The sequence below is a fragment of the Desulfobacter postgatei 2ac9 genome (genome assembly GCF_000233695.2).
Lineage (GTDB): Bacteria > Desulfobacterota > Desulfobacteria > Desulfobacterales > Desulfobacteraceae > Desulfobacter > Desulfobacter postgatei.
In genome coordinates, this window is sequence record NZ_CM001488.1 from 306,708 (window position 1) to 328,344 (window position 21,637).

Annotated in this window: 13 protein-coding genes and 1 pseudogene; 9 read left to right on the top strand and 5 right to left on the bottom strand. The window is 45.6% G+C overall.

What is annotated here, in order from left to right; translation table 11 throughout:
* Window positions 1-348: 348 nt before the first annotated feature.
* On the top strand, window positions 349-1,554 hold the full coding sequence (locus tag DESPODRAFT_RS01530; protein ID WP_004070796.1) for a THUMP domain-containing class I SAM-dependent RNA methyltransferase: 1,206 nt from the start codon (window positions 349-351) through the stop codon (window positions 1,552-1,554).
* Between the two features lie 68 nt (window positions 1,555-1,622).
* On the top strand, window positions 1,623-2,162 hold the full coding sequence (locus DESPODRAFT_RS01535; RefSeq protein ID WP_040015794.1) for a hypothetical protein: 540 nt from the start codon (window positions 1,623-1,625) through the stop codon (window positions 2,160-2,162).
* Window positions 2,163-2,183: 21 nt separating this feature from the next.
* Here the strand turns inward: DESPODRAFT_RS01535 and DESPODRAFT_RS21655 are convergent.
* Window positions 2,184-3,403: pseudogene (locus DESPODRAFT_RS21655) on the bottom strand (ISAzo13 family transposase).
* Between the two features lie 201 nt (window positions 3,404-3,604).
* On the opposite strand from DESPODRAFT_RS21655, the gene DESPODRAFT_RS01545 reads away from it, so the two are divergent.
* Window positions 3,605-6,004: a PEP/pyruvate-binding domain-containing protein gene (locus DESPODRAFT_RS01545; RefSeq protein ID WP_245531986.1), complete on the top strand. Its 2,400-nt coding sequence runs from the start codon at window positions 3,605-3,607 to the stop codon at window positions 6,002-6,004.
* 70 nt (window positions 6,005-6,074) lie between these two features.
* Window positions 6,075-7,418: an HDOD domain-containing protein gene (locus DESPODRAFT_RS01550; RefSeq protein WP_004070800.1), complete on the top strand. Its 1,344-nt coding sequence runs from the start codon at window positions 6,075-6,077 to the stop codon at window positions 7,416-7,418.
* A 76-nt stretch (window positions 7,419-7,494) separates the two neighbouring features.
* Here the strand turns inward: DESPODRAFT_RS01550 and DESPODRAFT_RS01555 are convergent, their stop codons facing one another.
* On the bottom strand, window positions 7,495-9,711 hold the full coding sequence (locus DESPODRAFT_RS01555; protein WP_004070803.1) for an NADP-dependent isocitrate dehydrogenase: 2,217 nt from the start codon (window positions 9,709-9,711) through the stop codon (window positions 7,495-7,497).
* Between the two features lie 464 nt (window positions 9,712-10,175).
* Here DESPODRAFT_RS01555 and DESPODRAFT_RS01560 point away from each other — a divergent pair, with 464 nt between their 5' ends.
* Window positions 10,176-11,135, top strand: a complete 960-nt coding sequence (locus DESPODRAFT_RS01560) for a D-2-hydroxyacid dehydrogenase (protein WP_004070805.1) — start codon at window positions 10,176-10,178, stop codon at window positions 11,133-11,135.
* Between the two features lie 516 nt (window positions 11,136-11,651).
* On the opposite strand, the gene DESPODRAFT_RS01565 is transcribed toward DESPODRAFT_RS01560, so the two are convergent.
* Complete coding sequence (locus tag DESPODRAFT_RS01565) at window positions 11,652-13,013, bottom strand: IS1380 family transposase (RefSeq protein ID WP_004070609.1); 1,362 nt, start codon at window positions 13,011-13,013, stop codon at window positions 11,652-11,654.
* A 388-nt stretch (window positions 13,014-13,401) separates the two neighbouring features.
* On the opposite strand from DESPODRAFT_RS01565, the gene DESPODRAFT_RS01570 reads away from it, so the two are divergent.
* The 4 genes from DESPODRAFT_RS01570 to DESPODRAFT_RS01585 are packed head-to-tail and all read left to right on the top strand — an operon-like array spanning window position 13,402 to window position 17,903.
* Window positions 13,402-13,995 carry a TetR/AcrR family transcriptional regulator gene (locus DESPODRAFT_RS01570; RefSeq protein WP_004070808.1) on the top strand — a complete coding sequence of 198 codons (594 nt, stop codon included), beginning with the start codon at window positions 13,402-13,404 and terminating at the stop codon, window positions 13,993-13,995.
* Window positions 13,992-16,193, top strand: a complete 2,202-nt coding sequence (locus tag DESPODRAFT_RS01575) for an acetate--CoA ligase family protein (RefSeq protein ID WP_004070810.1) — start codon at window positions 13,992-13,994, stop codon at window positions 16,191-16,193. Before DESPODRAFT_RS01570 ends, DESPODRAFT_RS01575 begins: the two co-directional genes overlap by 4 nt.
* 29 nt (window positions 16,194-16,222) lie before the next feature.
* A complete protein-coding gene (panB, locus tag DESPODRAFT_RS01580) occupies window positions 16,223-17,014 on the top strand; it encodes a 3-methyl-2-oxobutanoate hydroxymethyltransferase (protein ID WP_004070812.1) in 792 nt (263 codons plus the stop codon).
* A gap of 4 nt (window positions 17,015-17,018) precedes the next feature.
* Entirely contained in the window at window positions 17,019-17,903 is an 885-nt protein-coding gene (locus tag DESPODRAFT_RS01585) for a Rossmann-like and DUF2520 domain-containing protein (RefSeq protein WP_040016125.1), read from the top strand.
* A gap of 100 nt (window positions 17,904-18,003) precedes the next feature.
* Here the strand turns inward: DESPODRAFT_RS01585 and DESPODRAFT_RS01590 are convergent, their stop codons facing one another.
* Both DESPODRAFT_RS01590 and DESPODRAFT_RS01595 read right to left on the bottom strand, forming a co-directional pair.
* Window positions 18,004-20,988 carry an insulinase family protein gene (locus tag DESPODRAFT_RS01590; RefSeq protein WP_004070816.1) on the bottom strand — a complete coding sequence of 995 codons (2,985 nt, stop codon included), beginning with the start codon at window positions 20,986-20,988 and terminating at the stop codon, window positions 18,004-18,006.
* A gap of 120 nt (window positions 20,989-21,108) precedes the next feature.
* Window positions 21,109-21,468 carry a hypothetical protein gene (locus DESPODRAFT_RS01595; RefSeq protein WP_004070818.1) on the bottom strand — a complete coding sequence of 120 codons (360 nt, stop codon included), beginning with the start codon at window positions 21,466-21,468 and terminating at the stop codon, window positions 21,109-21,111.
* Window positions 21,469-21,637 lie beyond the last annotated feature (169 nt).

Sequence of the window (21,637 nt, forward strand, 5' to 3'; positions counted from 1 at the left end):
TGAAAAAATTAAAATTCCATGAAAAAATTAAAAATTTAATAAAATAGGAAACGCTTGTCAATCTATATTTTAGGAAACGCTTATCAATCTATTTTTTTTATTTTGACGCGGAATGACCTGTCAATAAAGGTTTGGGGAATCATTAATTGACGCGGAAAAAGAGTCAAAAAAGGCTTGGATTAAAAACTATTTCCATCGTCCGGGCGACATCTGAAAAGAGATAAGCATGGGAATCCGGGACCAGGAGAGTACAACCGATTATATCCAAGGATTTATCGATCTTGCCGGATAGTAAAAGAATCTGATATAAAATTGTAAATTGAAATTTAGTAGACAAAGGAACCTAAGTTGAACATACCCAAAAAGGCTATTCTCCAGAAGGGACAGGGCAGAACCCGGAAACTGGCAAAACTTGAATATATTTACGAGCGGGAATCCCGCTATTTTGCCCAGGTGGCGGAAAGCGTCAAAGATCTGGCTTTAAAAGAGATCCGGGATCTTGGTGGAAAAAATACACAACCGGTGTTTCGGGGCATCTGGTTTGAGGCGGATCAATCCACATTTTATAAAATAGTCTACCTTTCCCGCCTGGCGTCACGGATGCTTGTCCCCCTGGTCGAGTTTCAATGCAAGGACAAGGATGCCTTGTACAAGGGGGCCAGAACAATCCGATGGGAAGAGTTTTTAACACCCCAAAAAACCTTTTCCATTGCCTCCAACGTATCCGAGTCACAGATCAACCATTCCAATTTTGCCGGATTGAGGGTCAAGGACGCCATTGCCGATTATTTCAGGGACAGGACCAACCACAGGCCTTCAGTAAATACCGAATCGCCTTGGATCATGATCAATGTCCATATCCATAAAGATCGGGCCGCCATTTCCATTGACGCAGGTTCAGGGCCTTTGCACAAACGCGGATACAGGGAAGCCAGGGTTTCTGCCCCGATGCAGGAAACCGTGGCCGCAGCCATTATTGCCTTAAGCGGATGGAATGGAGAAGAACCGTTGTTGGATCCCATGTGCGGATCCGGAACCCTTCTGTGTGAAGCCCTAATGCATTACAGCCGGATTCCGGCCCAGATTTTTCGTGAACAGTTCGGATTTGAGCGCCTGCCTGATTTTAATGTCCGCGAATGGGAAGCGGTTAAAGCGGCGGCAGACAAAGCCATCCGGCCACTTCCCAGGGGACTTATCCGGGGCAGCGATATTTCCGACCTTGCCGTTGAAGCCACAAGAACCAACCTGATGGGACTTCACTATGGCGCCCAGATTGACGTGGAGCTGGCAGATTTCAGACAGCTTAACCGGGTGGAAAACGCGCTCATTGTAACCAATCCCCCTTACGGGATCCGCATGGGCAAGGATCAGAACATGAAATTGTTTTACAACGACCTTGGCCAATTTTTAAAGGAACAGTGCAAAAGCTGTACTGCCTATGTCTATTTTGGCGACCCGGGCTTTATCAAACATGTGCCCTTGGCCCCTTCATGGAAAAAAAATCTGGAAATCGGGGGGTTGGATGGAAAGATAGTAAAATACCAGTTATACTGATCTTAAAAAAAGCAATTTCTGAAAGTGAAAATCGCATGGACATGGATTAAGCGGCTCGGGAAAAAGTCATGAAAACAGACGAAACAGGCGCTGATGCACCTTCCATAAAAATATATCATGAACTCATGGCCTATAAGGTGGCCGATATCCTTCTGGTATCCAGCCCCTATGATGCGTTTATTATGGAAGAAGAGGGCCGGCTTTCAAACCGGATTATCAATCAATATAAGGGGCTGAATCTGTCCAAACCCCCGAAACTGACCTTTGCCTTCTCAGTCAAGGAAGCCTTTGAACAACTTGAAAGCAAACCTTTTGACCTGGTTCTTGCCATGCCCGGACTGGCCGGGATGGATGTATACACCTTTGGCAGACAGGTGAAGGAGCAATATTCACAGATCCCCTTTTGCCTGCTCTTTCACAACACCTGCGATATTAATCGGTATGCGGATACAGACCCGGAATCCCCTATTTACCGGACCTATATATGGGGAGGAAAGGCCGACCTGCTGGTGGCCATCATAAAAAATTTTGAAGATGAAAAAAATGTGGCCTTTGACACACAAAATGGAAAGGTCAGGGTCATTATAATGGTAGAGAATTCCCCCTAGGAATGCGGATTTAATAACATCCTAAATGCTAATTGCCGTAGGAAGAGCAACATAGTTCCATTGCGGTAAATATTCATCAAACTGAATTCTCATATTTTTTTTAAAATCGTCCGCTACTTTACGACCAGTTTTAAAATTTTTATCAAGGATAGACGTAAAAACCTTCAACCCCGTAGATGTTTTTGTTTTTGCTACGAAATCATTAACGATTTCGATACTCTTAAAAATAACACCTTTACATGCCCTTGTGATATGCGGGAACAATCGATGTTCAATGGGGTTATACTTTGATGTGTACGGTGGAAAATGAGCAATACGAATTTTGATTTTTAATTCATCCGACAATTTTTGCAAATCTTCTTTGAAAATATAATAACGAGCATTATTGCTTCCCCCACAATCACAAAGTAACAATAACGAATTAGATCCGGAATAATCATATTTTCCGTAAGTTAACCACCACCGCCGAATACACTCGCAGGCAAATTCAGAAGTATCATGGCTTGTGGTCAAAGTGACATAACCAATATTCCGATAGATGTCATATAGTCCATGAGGGGCCACTTTGCCGTCTGAATTTGAGACAAAATCGTGATCATTTACACGAATAGGTTCTTGTGTATAAAGCTTTCCTGAACGAAAAAAATTCCCAATCAATTCTTTTTTTTTACATCCATACTTAACACGGGATGGCCCTCTTCATGATATTTTTGATTAAGTCGCTGAATATTTTTAAATTGTTCATCTCGTTGGGGAATGTTTTTTTTGCCTGCCTCTGATTTAAATGCTTGGCGGGAATGGAAATGATGCTTTTCCAGTAATTGATCAACCACGGTAACACTCACTGGAAAATTGTGTTCTTTAAGTTTTTCAGCGATGGCAGGACGAGATAGATTGGTCCATTTTATAGTCTCATCCATTGGAGAACCAGCGGTATGGTTTTTTATTACTTCTAAAAATGCATCATCCAATCCTTGAGTCGTTGCCAAGAGTGATTTGCGTCCTCCACCTATCTTCCGAATGCGTTGGGCTTCACCGGATATACTCGCCCCCAACTCCTGTTGCCCCCGACGAATGGTGCGATCATCACAACCGAAAAGCCTACGCATATAGCTCGCACCGCCATGTCCTAATTTTGAGGTTTCAATGGCAGCATAACGACGCCGATCTTTTTCTGATAGGCTATTATAAAAATCACGCATTTGCGCTTCTATCTCTGGAGAGTAAGTTTGTATCGTCATAATCGAATATGAATACTGAATTTATAGTCTGTCCACAACCACTATCTGTATATTTTTTAAACATTCCAAAAATTTGAAGTGCTGTTTTTTTGCATAACTACTAAGACAGTAGAGGAGATACATGAGATCATATTCGGAAATTATTAAATCCTTGGTCCCTATCATTACTCTTCTTTACTGCCGGTTCTGTACAAACACATTGTGATCCAGACCCAGTCAGTCATGGAGGATTCCATTAATGAAGAGCAAAGGATTTTAAAAAGGAGGGGCCGGCCCAAAATCCTTGTGGCCCACGACTATGACCAGGCCATGACCCTTTTTGAGCTGTACAAACCCTATGTGCTCAGCGTTTTCACGGATATGCGCTACGTCATTAACGGCCAGGAAGATCCTTATGCCGGCTGCAAACTTTTAACCCGGATCAAATCGGAAATCCCGGATCTGCCCCTCCTGATCCTGAGTACGGAGGAAAAAAACCGGGAGATTGCAGCAACCATACCCGCTCAGTTTATCAATAAAAATTCAAATAACCTCCATGACCAGATCAAAAGCTTTTTTGTCACACATCTGGGATTCGGGGCCTTTGTGTTCCGTATGCCGGACAACAGTGAAATCGCCCGGGCTTCCAATTTAAGAGAGGTCGAAAAACTGCTGCCGGATCTCCCCGATGCATCCATCCTCCATCATGCCAGGCATAATGATTTTTCCCGATGGCTGCTTGCCCGCAATGAAGTCGATTTTGCTCTAAGCCTTAAACCGTATACCATTGACGATTTTACCGACGCATCAGAAATTAAGCGGTTTCTCATAGAGCGCATCCGTGCCCGACGGAAAGACTCGCGCCAGGGGCTTGTCATTGAATTTGACCCTGAAAAATTTGACTCGGACACGGATTTCATGAAAATAGGAACAGGATCCTTGGGCGGCAAGGCAAGAGGACTTGCGTTCATGTCCCATCAACTGGGCATAGACCCCTCTTTGAGCCAAAAATTCCCGGAAATTGACATTACCATCCCCCAGACCTTTGTCATTGCCACGGACGGATTCAATATGTTTGTGGAGGAAAACAAGCTCTTCCGGCTTATCGAACAGGACAAAATGCCCGATGACGCCCAAGTAATAGAACACTTTCTTAAAGCAGAAGTGCCCCGCCCGCTGAAAATGAGATTAAAGGCGTATATTCAAAATGTACATTACCCCATTGCCGTCAGATCTTCGTCCCTGTTTGAGGACGCTCATTACCAGCCCTATGCCGGACTTTATAAAACCTATATGCTGCCGAATACCGATACAAGCACTGAAAACCGGCTTGAGCGACTGATCACGGCCGTAAAGCTGGTATATGCCTCAACATATCTGAAAGCCCCGAGATCCTATACCCAGTCCACCATGCACAGAATCCAGGACGAAGAGATGGCCGTGGTGCTTCAGCAAATCACCGGCACCCGGCACAAAAACTATTTTTACCCGTCTATCTCAGGGGTTGCCCTCTCCTATAATTTCTATCCCATTGCCCATCTCAAAGCCGAAGATGGCATTTCGTACATTGCGCTGGGGCTTGGAAAAATTGTTATGGACGGCGGGAAAACCCTTCGGCTCTGCCCGAAGTATCCACAATTTCTGCCCCAGTTTTCCATGATTGATGATATTCTGAAAAACTCACAGAAATATTTTTACGCCCTGAAAATGGATGAATTCCCGATCCATGAAAAATTTTTCGGCATTGGTGAAGATCCCTGTCTGACCAAACTATACATTACCGATGCCAAGGACCATCCGGCCGTTCGGATGCTTTGCTCCTCCTTTAATATGCAGGATAACCGCATCCGGGACCACTTTTCAGACAAAGAATTTCCTGTGCTCACTTTTGCTAATATCCTGAAGTACAACGCCTTTCCCCTGGCAGAAATCCTGTCCGAAGTCACTGCTTTAGGCGTCCGTTGGATGGGCACATCCGTTGAAGTGGAGTTTGCCGTGGACCTGCCCGTTGAAGGTGTCCGGTCAAGGCCGCGCTTCTCCCTGCTGCAGATCCGGCCCATGTCCCAATATAAGCAGAAACTTGGGGTAACAATTACGAAAAAAGAGATTAAAAAGGCATTGTGCCATTCCACCCATTCCCTTGGCAATGGGGAATATAAGGATATCCGGGATATCGTGTATGTGGATCCCAAAACCTTTGAAGCGAATAAAACGCCTCTGATGGCAGAGGAAATTAATAAAATCAATGCCATGTTCAATGATACCGGAACAAAATATGTGCTCATCGGACCAGGACGCTGGGGGTCTTCGGACCCGTGGCTGGGCATTCCCGTGGCATGGAACGATATTTCCAACGTGGGGGTGATGGTAGAGACCACCATTGAAAGCATCAGAGCCGATTTTTCCCAGGGATCCCATTTTTTTCAGAATATCACCGCCCTTGGCATTTCATATATAACCGTAGAGGACACGGGCAACGATTTTATTGATTATGATTTTCTCTATAACCTGGAACCTGCCACTGCCACCCGGTATCTGAAGCATATCCGGTTTGACAGGCCCCTAAAAATCCTGGTGGACGGGACCACATCCCAGGCTGTAATCATGCAGGACCTTGGCTAAACCGATATCATGGATAATATTCCAGTAATAAACGCCAACCTTGGGGTAAACTTACCATAAGGACGGATAGATGAAAATTCTCATCGTGGATGACGAAGATATATCCAGAAATATTCTGCTCGCAAAAATGACACATATGGGTACTTGCGTAGCTGTGGATAGTTCTAAAAAGGCTCTGGAAGAACTTGACAAGGCAAAGGCGGAAAAACACCCGTTTGATATCATAACCCTTGATGTATCCATGCCCGGCATGGGTGGCCAGGAACTTCTTGAACATATTCGAAAAAAAGAGCTTCAGGACAAAATTCCCAAAAAAGACCGGGTAAAAATTCTAATGATAACCGCCCGAATGAACATGGGAACAATCAATGCCTGCATCAAACGCAGGTGCAACGGGTACCTCACAAAACCGGTCAGCCATGTCCAGTTGATCCAAATTTTGTCCCAGCTGGGCTTTGAGTCTGCCACCACAGAAAAAACGGGCAAAGAAGGCATGTCCCACAGCGCCGGAGTGGCCGAAATTATCAAACGGTTTTATTCGGGGAAAATCATACTGCCGGTGTTCCCGAACATTGTTAAGGAAATTGAGGAACTGCTGACCAGCAAAAACCCCTCTGTTGAGGAGCTGGCAAAAATTGTGGAAAAGGATCTGGTAATATCAGGAAAACTTATCACCATTGCCAACTCTTCCCTTTACAAAGGCCTGGACGATGTAAACAGCCTTAACGGTGCACTGGTGAGGCTTGGCCTTCAACATACCCTGGGCGTATGTTCGGCCCTTGCAACAAAAAATCTTTTTAATTCAGAAAATGAAGCGCTTAAAACCGAAATGGACAAATTATGGGTTCACTCCTTTGCTGTGGCCACCCTGGCAAGACGCCTGGCCGAGGAAAAAGGGATTGATAACCTGGAAACCGTTTTCCTGATGGCCCTGGTCCATGATATTGGCAAAATGCTTTTGATGAAGGTCTTTGTGGACATGTATCCGGACCTCTGTATCAGTGATGAGGATCTGCAGTTTGTCATTCACGAAATTCACACGACCTTCGGCGGGGTTCTGCTTAAAAAAATGAATTTTTCCAAACAGATTATAAAAATAGCCGAAATTCATCACTGGGAACAGTTTGAAGAGGATACAGACAAGGAATTGCTTGCAGTCAGCCTTGCCGATTCCCTGTCCGAAAAACTGGGATTTGGCTTTTTTTCAAAGCAGGATAAAAACAATACCCTTAAACTTGAAGAAGGCGATCTTTCCCTGGAAACCGACGATGAATTTGAACTGGACCACGATGAAATCATAGAAAAACTATCCGGCCTGTCAGCCCTGAACGTTCTGGGCCTGGATCCTGAAAAAGTTTTTTCAATCATCAAGCAGATTCATCCCATGATTAAGGAGACCTGCCGTGCGTTCTGATGGATGGATATAAAAAAACCCAGCCACCGAAATGTGTTTCAGCGGCCGGGCTTAAGAATGTCAGATGATAAGCTAATTAGGCATTATCAACGATTTTGTTCAGAGTTGCGGAAGGTCTCATGGCAGCAGAGGTCTTATCAAAATCAATGAAATAGTAACCACCGATATCAACAGGTTTACCCTGTGCACCCAGCAGCTCATCGGCAATTTTCTTCTCGTTTTCGTGCATTGCCTTAGCAACTTTTTCAAATCTTGCTTTCAAAGCTTTATCGTCGTTCTGGGCGGCAAGTGCCTCTGCCCAGTACATTGCCAGGTAGAAATGGCTGCCTCTGTTGTCAATTTCTTTGACTTTACGAGAGGGGTTCTTTCCTTCAGCCAGGAACTTGGTATTGGCTTCGCCCAGAGTCTTGGCATACAGTTTAGCTGTGGCGTTACCTTTGTTGCCAATGTATTCAATGGATTCAGCCAATGCCAGGAATTCACCCAGAGAATCCCATCTTAAATGGCCTTCTTCCAGGAACTGCTGGATGTGTTTCGGAGCAGATCCGCCGGCGCCGGTTTCAAAAAGGCCGCCACCTGCCATCAAGGGAACGATGGAAAGCAGTTTGGCACTGGTGCCAAGTTCAAGAATCGGGAACAGGTCAGTCAGATAATCCCTTAAAACGTTACCGGTGGCACTAATGGTATCCAGTGTTTTTCTTACACGACCGCAGGAATAGGTGCATGCTTCATCCGGTGCCATGACCTTGATTTCCAGACCGGATGTATCATGGTTGGGCAGGTATTTATCAACCTTTTTGATCAGTTCGGCATCGTGAGCTCTGTTTTTATCCAGCCAGAAAACAACAGGATAACCGGTCAGTCTGCCACGGTTAACGGCCAGTTTGATCCAGTCTTGAACCGGAGCATCTTTTACCTGGCACATTCTGAAGACATCGCCTTCTTCAACAGCGATCTGAAGCAGAACTTTACCTGAATCATCAATAGCTTTAACGGTTCCGGCAGCCTTCATTTCAAATGTTTTGTCATGTGAACCGTATTCTTCGGCTTTCTGTGCCATCAAACCAACGTTCTGTACGGTACCCATGGTTGGAGGATTGAAAGCGCCGTTTTTCTTGCAGTCTTCAATGGCTGCCTGGAAAACACCGGCATAGGCTCTGTCAGGAATCAGGGCTTTGGTATCATAAGCCTTTCCATCGGCTCCCCACATTTTACCTGAATTACGGATCATTGCGGGCATGGAAGCATCAACGATCACGTCACTGGAAACGTGCAGGTTGGTGATTCCCTTGTCGGAATTAACCATGGCCAGAGGCGGTCTTTTTGCGTAGCAGGCCTTGATATCTGCTTCAATTTCAGCTTTTTTGGCTGCAGGCAAGGTCTCAAGTCTGGCGTAGAGATCGCCAAGACCCATATTGGGATTGACGCCAATCTCTTTGAAAACGCCTTCATGTTTGTCAAAAACGTCCTGGAAATAAACATAAACAATATGACCAAAGAAGATCGGATCGGACACTTTCATCATGGTTGCTTTAAGATGGGCTGACAGCAGAATACCCTGCTTTTTGCAATCCTCGATCTCTTTGGCAATATATGCACGAAGCGCTTTTTTGCTCATCACGCAGGCATCAATAATTTCACCGGCCTGCAGGGCAAGTTTTTCTTTGAGAACAGTCGTTGATCCGTCTGCACCAGCCAGTTCGATCTTAATGGTACATGCTTTTTCAACAGTTGTTGAAATTTCACTTCCGTAATAGTCACCTTCGGTCATGGAAGCAACGTGGGTTTTGGAGTCGGGAGACCAGGCACCCATGGAGTGGGGATTTTTCTTGGCAAATTCTTTAACCGCTACAGCAGCTCTACGATCGGAGTTGCCTTCCCTCAATACGGGGTTAACGGCAGAACCCAGGTTCTTGGAATATTTGGTTTTGATGGCTTCTTCTTCGGCATTTTTGGGTTCATCAGGATAATCGGGAACATCATATCCGGCAGCCTGTAACTCTTTGATAGCGCCTTTCAATTGAGGAACAGAAGCACTGATATTCGGAAGTTTGATAATATTTCCGTCAGGGCTTTTGGCAAGCTGGCCCAAAAATGCCAGATCATCAGACACTTTCTGATCGTCTTTGAGGCGGTCAGACCAGTTAGCTAAGACTCTGCCCGCCAGAGAGATATCTCTTAATTCGACTTCAATCCCGGATCCTTTAAGGTAAGAGTTAACAATGGGAAGCAAAGAATGCGTTGCTAATAAGGGTGCTTCATCGGTTCTTGTCCATCTAATTTTTTCAGTCATGTTTATTCCTCTGTTGAAGTTTAGGTTTAAAACATCTAACACGATTATGTTAAGATAAAAGCCCGATCAAATAATCCATTTTGAATTTAAGGCCTTTCATCTTGCAAACACATACGGCGAATTCACAGGCCATGAGCAGTTCACCCATAACATACAAACAATACTAAGGTTTGAACGGTCTGAATTAATTTATTCTTAACCTCAAAGAACAAATCAGAACTTTAATAGCATTCAACAAGGTGCAAATCAAGACTGTTATAGAAATTACTTCAAAATTTTGTATACAACAAAAATTTAGCATGTTAAGGGACTACAGAACCCTATCAGTATTGATTTAACCCCTGTCTTTAGTTTATTATTTTTGGATGGTGAATGTGATACCCAAATATCGTTGACTTAAATTTTTTTATGATGCCCATCTCCTAACTTGTTTGGACATAATAATAAAGAAGGAAGGTGAAAAAATGAAAATAGTTGTTCTTGATGGATATACACTAAACCCGGGCGACCTCAACTGGGAAAAATTTTCGGAAATTGGAGAGCTCAAGGTTTACGACAGGACAAGTCCGCAAGATATTTTGGAACGAACAGCTGACGCCAATATTGTGTTGACAAATAAAACCGTGCTGACGGCTGAAAACATTGCGGCAATGAACAAGGTTGAGTATATCGGGGTTTTAGCAACAGGGGTCAATGTCGTCGACCTTGAATATACAAAAAAAACAGGGATTACTGTTACCAACGTTCCCGGCTATTCCGGCTCTTCGTCAGCGCAAATGGTTTTTGCCCTGATTCTGGAACTGACAAACAGGGTTGGACACCACAGTCAGACGGTAACGGACGGAAAATGGTCGGCATCTAAGGATTTTTGCTATTGGGATTATCCTTTGGTAGAATTGGAAGGCATGACTTTAGGTATTGTGGGTTATGGCGGTATCGGCAAAGCCGTGGCACGGATCGGATTGGCTTTCGGGATGAACATTCTGATCTACAACCGCTCTGTTCCCCCTGATCTTCCTGATGGAATCACCTATTCGGATCTGGATAACCTGATCCACAGCAGTGATATCATATCTTTGCATTGTCCGCTTACGCCGCAGACAAAAGGAATGATAAACAAAGAGTCTCTGGCTCAAATGAAAAAAACGGCCTATTTGATCAACACCTCCCGGGGCCCCCTGATTGTGGAAAACGATTTGGCAGATTTTTTAAATGAAGGTCGTATTGCCGGAGCTGCGATGGATGTCCTGGATGTAGAACCGCCGGACAAGAATTGCCCGTTGCTGACAGCTAAAAACTGTTACATTACGCCCCATATTGCCTGGGCAACGATTGCATCAAGGGAACGGCTGATGTCTATAGCCATTGAAAATATAAAAAGCTATCTGGCAGGGAATCCTCAAAACGTGGTACCCAGAAAATAAAAGGGGTTCATTTGATCAACTTTAATTGAGAAAAAAGAAGAAATCCAACTTTTTCGGAAGAAATAAATTCAGCAGGTTTTGCGCGCAATTTATTTCTTCCGAGTCCCCCCTAACACATCCCTGCGTTTCTGTCTGTGAAAAATAATAGAGATCTCCTTATCTTTTATCAACACCCGTCCAACATGTTCAAAACGATGTTAATAAAATATCGATAACCATAGTACCATGTTAAAAACCGACAAATATTGTGTTTATAAATATGTCCTGGATTCCCGGCATAAAATTTGCTTAGCCAACCCTTGCGCTCTGATACATAAAAATCTGCTGAGGCTTGGCCTCTGCAAACCCTGACCCAAGATCATATTTGATGACTTATTGGCCAGCAATCTTAGCTAATCCATTTTTTTACTGAACTATACTTGATTACCCATGGTCAAATCACGCCAGATAGGCACAGTTCACCATTAGCGCTCTGCGCATAACTTCTCCATCCCGATTTTTTACCCAATAATGTGCTTATCCTGGAGAACAACGTAACCGGTACAATACGTTCTCAGCCAATTGGGCAAACGGGTTGATCTTACCAAATGAAATGCTCCACCGCCGACCACTATATATTAAACGGCCAGCCATATACATTAAATCCTGCATAACTGTTCTTAACCTCCTTCGTGAGACTTTTTTTCTACGGTTGATCGGAAGATTGTTCTCATCCTGCTCCTCAAGGCTAATTTGGCCTATGATTCTAAGAATGTTATACGCCAAAAGAGCAAGATGGAGAATCAGGCTGTTGCTGCTAAAACGGCAACTGGGGAAGCGTTCTAACCCAAGATCACTTTTGATTTCTGAATGAAATTGTTCACTGGTTCCATGATCATGGTATAAATTGATGACCTCTTGGGGGCTCAGCCCGGCGATGGTAACCCAATAGGTCTCGACTTCAATTGTGGGAAAAAGCAGGGGCTCCCCTTTTTCTTCATATCGTTCAGTCACTTTGAAGACAATCGGACGTGGCAATGCCCGCCCTTTTGGGTCAACAGTTGTTTGCCCGACCCACACACTTTTGTGTCCACAGCGAATCAATCTAACGCTTTCAGTATTCTGGGCCAGGATAAGCCAACCATCCAAAGATTCTTTACGTAAATTGCGCTTAACCAAGACATCAACACCTTCGCATGTTTTTATTACTTCAAAATTATCCTGACTGTCATTTCCTGAATCAAGACGGATAAGAAGAGGTTCCTGGGTAATCTGCCTGGTTAATTTTAATATTTCTTGAATGAATTCCGGGGTGTTTTTTTGACAATGCTGGCTGCCTTCTCTAAGCTCTACATTGATTAAGTATCCTTCAGTTCCTAAATATCCGAACATTGGTGCATAGCCATCACAGCCTTTGTATGTCCTGGAAACTCCCTCTTTTTTCGTTTTTGAATTGTCAAAAGGGCTAACGTCCAGATCTAAGGGAATATAATTGCCGACACTCGTCTGAACCGGTGAAATGGCGGGTGCTTTGCCTCGAATCATTTCAACTGAAGCCTCCTTGATAAGTTCATTGGCAGATTCCCCGATCAGGTCAATGCGTTCACGCAATGTTGATTGAGAAGGACAATTGCTGATTCCCAGAGATTGTGTAAAGAAAAATGGATCCTGCCTGAAAATTTCAATAGCGATATAGTCTGGCTTACCAACACAAATAAGTCCCAACATGGACGAAAGGATCTCTCCATGAGAAATATTAGGATCAACACAATGTACATCCGGTAAATTTTTGAACCGCTGGGCAAAATTAATCGACTTAAGCAATGCACCTACAGGGAGCAATCCGCTTTGACTGACAAGGTTTTCATTTCCATGTTTTACATTGATAGTGGTCGGCATCGGTCTTCACCTCCGAAGTGAATGTTTTTTTAATGCCATTGTATTAATTTTATATTAAAATTTCAATATGTTATAATTAAAAAAGCAATCTTTATGCCGCTAACTCAGGTATGTTTAAAACAAATAAAAAGATGCTTTACATCATGATCTTGAAGCGGTTCAAAAAAACTGTCTGATTGTTGAAAACCGGTTGAAAACCGATTCAAAACCAGTTGAAAATATGTCGAAAATATTCAAACGCTATCAGCCCGGTCCCTGAATCAGGATAGCGCCATGGCAGATTATTTTTTTAAATTGATTTCATGTTGACAGAATACATATTTGTGAGTAAGTATCACTTACCTTCTTTCCCTCATGTAACTTTTTTACATCAGACAGGCTGTTTTATATGACCGGTAAAGAAAAACCAGATCCCCCCGGGCGGATAAAAATCATGGCATCCTTTTCCAGGCTGATGCAGGAAAAAGATTTCCACTCCATTACCACGGCCCAGATTGCCAAAAATGCCGATGTCACCGAAGGACTGATTTACAAGTATTTTAAAGATAAAAAAGACCTGCTCTACCAGGTGCTTAACGCCCATTTCCAGGAATTCCATGAAAAAATAAAAATCCGGATGACCCAGGCCACATCCAGTATTGGAAAACTCGACCTTATTATTCTTGCCAGCCTTGAAGAGTATTTGGAGAACCGCCTGCTGTCCAAAATTCTGCTGCTTGAAGTCAGAAATTCCCAGGCTTTTTTCAATTCAGGCGCCTATGAAATGGTGACGGTATATGCCCGAACCATTCTTAAAATTATCCGCGAAGGTATTGCCTCAGGGGAAATCGCTGCCCATACGGACCCCTATCTTTTACGAAAAGTTATTATAGGGGCCATTGAACATGCCTGTCTCGGGGAGGTTATTTTCGGAAAACCCCTGGACATAAAAAAAACTGCTGCCGGTATTTCAGACATCATTTTCAACGGAGTGAAACCATGAGCCAACTCAAACAGATCGCGGCCACCATCAGCAATTACATCAAAAGCGGAATCGAAAGCCTCAACGAGGACCGGACAAAAAATATTTTCAAAAAACTGGGAATTGCCGTGGTGCCGGAAATACGGCTGGAATCCATTGAAAATATCGATGGCGCTGCCCAAACTGTCGGGTACCCTGTTGTACTCAAGGGTATTGCAAAACAGATCCTGCATAAAACCGAAGCCGGAATGGTGGAAGTGGGCATCACCAATGAGGTGCATCTGAAGGAAGCAGCTCAAAGGATGAAATCCCGGGCCGGCGAAAGTTTTGAAGCCTTCCTGGTCCAGCCCCAGCTCCAGGGCCGAAGGGAATTTACCGCAGGCATGTTTAAAGACCCCCATTTTGGCCCGGTGATCATGTTCGGGGTGGGGGGTGTACTCACCGAAGGCTTGAAGGACATAGTTTTGCGGCTTGCCCCATTGTCCGAGGCAGACCTTGATGACATGCTGGATAACTTGAAAGCCAATGCCCTGCTGGGATCATTCAGGGGGGAGGCGGCTGTAAACCGCCCGGAACTTAAATCTGTACTCAGAGGGCTGTCTGACCTGGCCATGGCCTGTCCGGGCATCCGGGAAATTGATATCAATCCTTTAATTATCACTCCGGACGGGTCACCCGTGGCAGTTGACGGGCTGATGATTCTTGAAAAAACCGAAAGCTGTGACGCCTGTGTGCATCAAAAAATCGATTTCAAGGCATTATACAGCACCTTTTATCCCAAAACCATTGCCTTTGTGGGCGCTTCTGCACGCCCCGGCAAATGGGGTCATCTGCTGCCCACAAATGCCTATGCCGGGGGATTCAAAGGCGAATTTTTCCTGATTAATCCCAAGGGCGGCAAGATTATGGGCCGGCATGTATACAAAACCATTGCTGACATAGAAGGCGATGTGGATCTGGCCGTGCTAACCGTACCTGCCGGCCGGGTAATGGACCTGATTCCTGTTCTCAAAAAAAAACATGTCAAAGGCATGCTGCTGATCACCAGCGGATTCAGGGAAGTCGGGGACCAGGGCAGACAACTTGAGGATGAGATCATGGCCGCAGCCCGAAAGGCCGGCATTCTGGTGATTGGCCCAAATACCATGGGCCTGTGCAATCCCCATGCATCTCTTTACGTTTCAGGGGCCAATGCCCTTCCTCTTCCCGGCTCCACCGCGCTTGTCTCCCAGTCGGGCAATCTTGGCACCCAGCTTCTGGCCTTTGCCGAGCAGCAGGGCATCGGCATCCGGGTATTTGTAGGCTCAGGCAACGAAGCCATGATCACAATTGAAGATTATATGCAGGCCCTTGAACCTGATGAGCTCACCCGCACCGTAGTGCTGTATATCGAAAGCGTGAAAGACGGGCGCCGATTTTTTGAATCTGCTGCCCAACTGTCAAAAAACAAACCCGTGGTGGTACTCAAGGGCGGAAGAACCCAGGTGGGGGAAAGGGCCGCCTCCAGTCATACCGGGGCCATGGCCTCGGATGCAGGGGTGTTTAATGCGGCCTGCACCCAGGCCGGAATCATCCAGGTGGAGCAACCCATGGAACTTTTGGATATGTCTACCGTATTTTCATCCCTGCCCATGCCCAAGGGGGGACGTGTGGCCATCATGACCCTGGGGGGCGGATGGGGTGTGGTCACCACAGATCTTTGCTCAGAATACGGGCTTGGGGTACCACAACTGTCCAGAGAAATTATTGAACGGCTTAACAAGCGCCTGCCGTCTTTCTGGAGCCATTGCAACCCAGTGGATATTGTCGGCGAAAGAGACCCTGAAATACCCATGATCTGCCTGGAGGAACTTTTAAAATGGGATGGGTGTGATGCGGTCATTCACCTGGGCATCCACGGCAGACGCATCCTGTTTAATGCCATGGCAAAAGCTGTACTGAAAACAGATCCCGGCATAACAAGAGAAACAGCAGACATATTTATGGCAGGCTATATCAAGGAAGAGGAGGACTATACTCGATATATTGTTGAAATGACACATAAATACAACAAACCAGTCATCGGCGTCAGTCTTTTAACCGATGAACGGAGCCGCACCCTTTACCCTTATGACGATCTGGACTATAAAGGGGTATTTTTCCCTTCGCCGGAACGTGCTGTCAAGGCGCTGGCCGGAATGGTCCGGTACAGAAATTGGCTTGATTCGACAAAAAATTAATATACAAACCGAAAACTCAGGAGAAACTCATGAGCAAAAAAATTACCACTTCCAGCCTGATGAAGATGAAACAGGAGGGCAAAAAAATTACCGCCCTCACCGCCTATGACTATCCCTCTGCCGCCATGCTGGATCGTGCCGGAATTGACGTCATTCTTGTGGGCGATTCCGTTGGCATGGCGGTTCAGGGTTGGGACACCACCCTGCCCGTGACCATGGATGAAATGATTTATCATACCAAACTTGTGACCCGAGCCTGCACAAGATCCATGGTTGTGGGTGACATGCCCTTCATGTCTTACCAGAGCAGCCTGGATAAGGCCGTTGAAAATGCCGGGCGTTTTTTAAAGGAAGCCGGTGCCACAGCTGTAAAACTTGAAGGCGGTGCTGCTGTCTGTCCTGCCATTTCAGCCATGGTAAATTCAGGGATACCTGTCCAGGCCCATATTGGGCTGACCCCCCAGTCCGTACATCAGATGGGGGGATTCAAGGTGCAGCGGGATGAAGAGCGTCTGCTTAAGGATGCCAGGGAGGTTGAAGCAGCCGGGGCTTTTTCCGTAGTTCTGGAAGGCATTCCCTCTTCCATTGCCAAAAAAATTACCCAGGCCCTGACCATTCCCACCATCGGCATTGGTGCAGGTCCCTCTTGCGACGGCCAGATTCTGGTATTCCATGACATGCTGGGCATCAATGACGGATTCATACCCAAATTCGTGAAAAAGTACGTGGATATTGCAGCCCTGGCTGCCCAGGGGCTTAATGAATATATAAAAGAAGTCCAGGAAGGCAGTTTTCCGTCCCAAGCGCATGAATATAAATAAAAATATGAATACGTCCAAACGTAAATTTTCCGTGATCGGTTGTGGACGGGTGGGGATCTGCCTGGCCGCATTCCTATTTAAAAAAGAGTATGAACCGGCTGGATTTTTCAGCAGAAGCAGGACTTCAGCCCAGGCCGCCAGGGCAGCAGCCGGGTGCGGCACCGTGTTTGATACGGCTGCTGACTGTGCCCGGGCCGGGGACATTGTTTTTGTCACCACCCCTGACGGCCTCATAGAGACTATCTGCGGCGATCTTGTCCAACAAAAGGCCCTGGGACCACAAACCCTGGTTTTTCACCTGTCAGGCGCCCATTCTTCAGAAATTCTTGCCCCGGCAAAACAGGCCGGGGCCATTGTGGGCTCCATTCATCCCCTGCAGTCCTTTACCCCTTATGAACCGGGACAGGCAAATCCATTTGAGGGAATCAATATCTCTGTTGAAGGGGACCCTGATGCCGTTTCCCAGGGCAAGGATATTGCTTCAGCCCTTGGCGCTCGCGCCTTTGCCATCCCAACGGAATCCAAAACCCTTTACCATGCCTCGGCTGTGGTGGCGTCCAACTACCTTGTGACCCTGGTGCGGTTTGCCCTGACCCTTTTAATGGAAACAGGGCTTAAAGAAGATGTGGCATTTGAAATCTTGTCCCCCCTGATTCAGGGCACCCTTTTCAATATCGGGTCCAAGGGATGCACCCGCGCCCTGACAGGCCCTGTGGTCCGGGGGGATCATGAAACAGTGTTCCGGCACCTGGCTGACATTGACGAAAAAACACCTCAATTTTCAACCCTTTACCGTCTACTGGGCGCCCATACCCTGGATATTGCCAAAGCCGGGGAAGGACTTCCTGAAGAAGCGGAAGAAATACTATCCAAACTTTTTGAAATGTAAAACGATTGCCCGATCTTTTTTTATAACAGCCATGGGCTGACCTGACATATCAACTGCCAGGCAAGCCCACAACAAAGCTTCATGATCAAGTATTAAATACCTATATTTTATAAAGGGTCAGCGGCGCACGCCCTTCTGCCAGGAGTTCCTGATTGGCTTGATCCAGCAGGGATTTTGAGGAAATCACGGAAATACCCTTGTCCGCGTCATCCCGGAAAAAATACCGGATAGCCGTTTCCACGACCTTTTGCTTGTCCATACCCAACAGGGCATCCTTGAATCCCTTGCGAATCTCATCGGATAATTTGGTTATCTGGCGATAAAAGGCTTTCATGGCAGACGGAGCGGGTGTTTCAGGCTTGTCAATGTCCGAGCAGACTTGAAGTATGGCCTCTTTCACATCTGTCTGAGTGAATTGCCCCTGGGTGATGAAATCACAGGCATCTGCATAAACATCCAGGGTCCGTTTGATATGGGGATCACGATAGGAGCCAAATGAAAAAAAACCCTCTTCCATGTTGTACAGGGCAAATCCCCCGTATGCCCCGCCTTTTTCCCTGATTTCCCGGTGCAGAAACAGGGAACGCAAAAGTTTTGCAATAACGGACAGGGCCGGGGCGTCTTCATGAGAGATGCGAACCGCTTTAAAGGACTGACCCACAAAGGAGACCGCTGTATTGGTCATCCAACCGTCGTAGGGCCGCAGGGTCTGTGTTTCTATATCCGGTGTATGAAAAGCCTGGCTGCTGCCGTTGGGCAGGTTGTCATAAATTTTTTTAATGCGTTTATCGGCCTGGATCATGGACGAAGCAGACCCGATGACCGCAGGTTTAAAATTATCTTTTCTCATGACGGCACAAGCCATGGCAGAAAGGTCTTTTTCCAGTTCAGCCAGGGCCGGGGCGCCTGTTTTCGCATTATCGACTTTGGCGGTAAGATCCTTGATCCGGGTGTACTGGGCAATGCCATGCCACAATTCATTAATACTGGCCGCCGTTGACAGGTGTCGGGCGGACAAGGTTATCGCATACCTGTGTCCGGATCCAACGATGGAGGCTTCAAGAGCTGCCTGATATTGCAGAATAAGGCTTTTAAGCCGGACGTGGTCTTTAAATCCACCATCATTGATATATTCATCCATCATATCAAAAAGATGGTCAATATTCCGGTCCAGGGCTTTTCCCTGCAACGCCAGAAAGGAGTGACCTTTACCTTCATGGTCAAAATGGGTGCCTGAAAAGGGGGACATGGAAATGCCGCCGGTATAAAGATCCATACGCTCAGCCATCTGCACATAGGAAGATTTTTTTGTGCCTGCATTCGTAAAAGCCCGGGCAAAAAACGGCACCATAGGAAAAAGATTCGGCGCAATGTTTCCGGCACCTACCGGACAGGTGAAATAGAGGATGCCCGAAGTAGGCTTGTCAAAAGCGGTGGCGCAGGTGATACCTCTGATCGTATCGGGGTGAATGATTTCAATCTCAGGCGGCACGTCTTCAAGCGCTAAGGTGGGCAGAAGATCCATGTTTTCTTCTGTTTCCTGGCGTTCTTTCAGGGCCTCAGCATCCTTGTTGATCTGCGCCAGTTCCGCTTCACCCAGTGATTTTAATTTCTCCTGAAGTTCCTGGCGTATATCTTCGGCCTGGCGGGCTTCAAGCCCTTCATCCGGAGCAAGGGTAAACAGCAGTCTGTGGGGATTATCCAGAAAATACCGGCGAATTCGGCCTTCCAGGAAGGGACCTTTGGCCAACTCTTCCTGCAGTTTTACCAAATCACTGTCAATATTAATACCGGTTACGGGATCACCTTCATGAACCATGATTGAGGCAATGCCCAAAAGCAATTTTATGCCATAGGGGTATGGTGTATTGGTGATCTCCTTGCGTGAAAATTCGATCTGATGGATGGCAGAATCTATTAAATGTTGATCAATTCCTTTGCCGACAAGGGTTTCAAGGCTGCTAAAAACAATCTTCTCCACTTCGGGGACTGCAGATACTTCAATATCCTTCAACCCGCAGACAAACATGGTGTCCCGGTTATCTGAATCAAACCCAGTACCATCGCACAGGGCAGAACCCAAGGCGCTGTCAATGAGTGCCTTTCTCAAGGGGGATGCCGAATTTCCAAGGAGAATCTGTTCAAGCACCGCCATAATCAGCACTTCAAAATGATCCGCGATATCAGGTGTCAACCAGGCCACACATCCCTGGTATTTGGCGGCGATATTATTGGTATCTGAATAGGCATATGTCTGGGTCATGACTTTAGGGGTGTGCCACCGGGGCTGAGAAGGCACTCGGGTATCCATATCAAGAAAATCAAATCCGGAGAGCACCTTTTTTTCAATAAAGCTTAAGCTCTCTTCCAGAGGCAAATCCCCATACGTATAAAAATAGCTGTTGGACGGATGATAATACCTTGCATGAAACGACTTAAGTTCGTCGTGGGTGAGTTTTGGTATATCTGCGGGTTCGCCGCCTGAATTATTGGCATAGGTGGTATCCGGGTAAAGCCCTTTAAGCAAGGCCCGGGACATGACCTGAGCAGGTGAGGACATGGCGCCTTTCATTTCATTGTAGACCACCCCTTTATACACCAGTTCAGGTTCCCCGTTTTCCCCTGGTTCCAGTTCAAGCCGATGGCCTTCCTGCTTAAAACTTAAATGATCAAGATCGGGAAAAAACGCCGCATCCAGATAAACATCCATCAGGTTAAAATAGTCTTTTTTATTCTGGGTAGAAAATGGATACATGGTCCAGTCCGACGCGGTAAATGCATTCATAAAGGTGGACAGGCTTCGTTTGAGCATGGAAAAGAAAGGATCCCGGACCTTATATTTTTCGGACCCGCACAGCACGGTATGCTCAAGAATATGAGCAACCCCTGTGGAATCCGTGGGAACGGTTCTGAAAAATACCCCAAAGGTATTTTCCTTATCCTCATTGGCAATGTGGATGTGGACAGCTTTTGTCTTCTCGTGGAGCAGTTCGATGAGATGGGCGTTAATTTCGGGCAGGGGCGATACCTGTTTAATTGTGTAGCCGCTTATGGCCTGCCCGGGTGTAAATGCAATCTTATTCATATATTTTCCTGTAAAAGGTTTCCCTTAACCATCTTCTGGGCATGGGCCTTGTTTCGCATGTTTTTGCTAAGGTTACCACTTGGAGTAATCCCAGGTTCAATATAAAAAAATTTAAGAAAATTAAATTTTTTTATAAATTCCCCGGCTGAGCCGTTCGATCTTTTTTATTCTATCCAGTCTGAAAATAATATTTCTCAATTTTTTATCGTCAAAACCCGTGGCCGCCTTAATGGTTTTAAAATTAGTGCCTTCCGGATGGTTGCCGATGATACTCAGAACAATGGAAGATGCACTTTTTTTTGTTGGCGTCCGGCTTTTGTTTTTCTGCCTGCTCAACGGATGATTCTGATAAATTAATTGTTCTAGCTTATCAAGCCTTTTGTGAAGATTAGCAATATCCTCCTTAGTTGGAATGTCCAAGCGATGGAGAAGCATTTTAATAAAGTTCTCCCAATTGTTACTGAATTCTGTAGGTTCCATAGGTCAATCCTTCTTGAAACTTAAGGTTTTACCGTACCTTAAAATAAATACCGGTAAATTCTATATTCTGTCCCGCGCTTAATTGTTAATTAGTTATAGTAATTTTCAAGGGGCCGGCTTGTGCTTCAAGCCGCTTTTTTAATATGATATTTTAGAAATTACTTCTTAA

Coding starts and splice junctions, on each gene's coding strand:
- DESPODRAFT_RS01585 (WP_040016125.1), top strand. CDS start 17,019: ATGAATACGTCCAAACGTAAATTTTCCGTGATCGGTTGTGGACGGGTG.
- DESPODRAFT_RS01595 (WP_004070818.1), bottom strand. CDS start 21,468: ATGGAACCTACAGAATTCAGTAACAATTGGGAGAACTTTATTAAAATG.
- DESPODRAFT_RS01560 (WP_004070805.1), top strand. CDS start 10,176: ATGAAAATAGTTGTTCTTGATGGATATACACTAAACCCGGGCGACCTC.
- DESPODRAFT_RS01535 (WP_040015794.1), top strand. CDS start 1,623: ATGAAAACAGACGAAACAGGCGCTGATGCACCTTCCATAAAAATATAT.
- DESPODRAFT_RS01550 (WP_004070800.1), top strand. CDS start 6,075: ATGAAAATTCTCATCGTGGATGACGAAGATATATCCAGAAATATTCTG.
- DESPODRAFT_RS01570 (WP_004070808.1), top strand. CDS start 13,402: ATGACCGGTAAAGAAAAACCAGATCCCCCCGGGCGGATAAAAATCATG.
- DESPODRAFT_RS01590 (WP_004070816.1), bottom strand. CDS start 20,988: ATGAATAAGATTGCATTTACACCCGGGCAGGCCATAAGCGGCTACACA.
- panB (WP_004070812.1), top strand. CDS start 16,223: ATGAGCAAAAAAATTACCACTTCCAGCCTGATGAAGATGAAACAGGAG.
- DESPODRAFT_RS01575 (WP_004070810.1), top strand. CDS start 13,992: ATGAGCCAACTCAAACAGATCGCGGCCACCATCAGCAATTACATCAAA.
- DESPODRAFT_RS01565 (WP_004070609.1), bottom strand. CDS start 13,013: ATGCCGACCACTATCAATGTAAAACATGGAAATGAAAACCTTGTCAGT.
- DESPODRAFT_RS01555 (WP_004070803.1), bottom strand. CDS start 9,711: ATGACTGAAAAAATTAGATGGACAAGAACCGATGAAGCACCCTTATTA.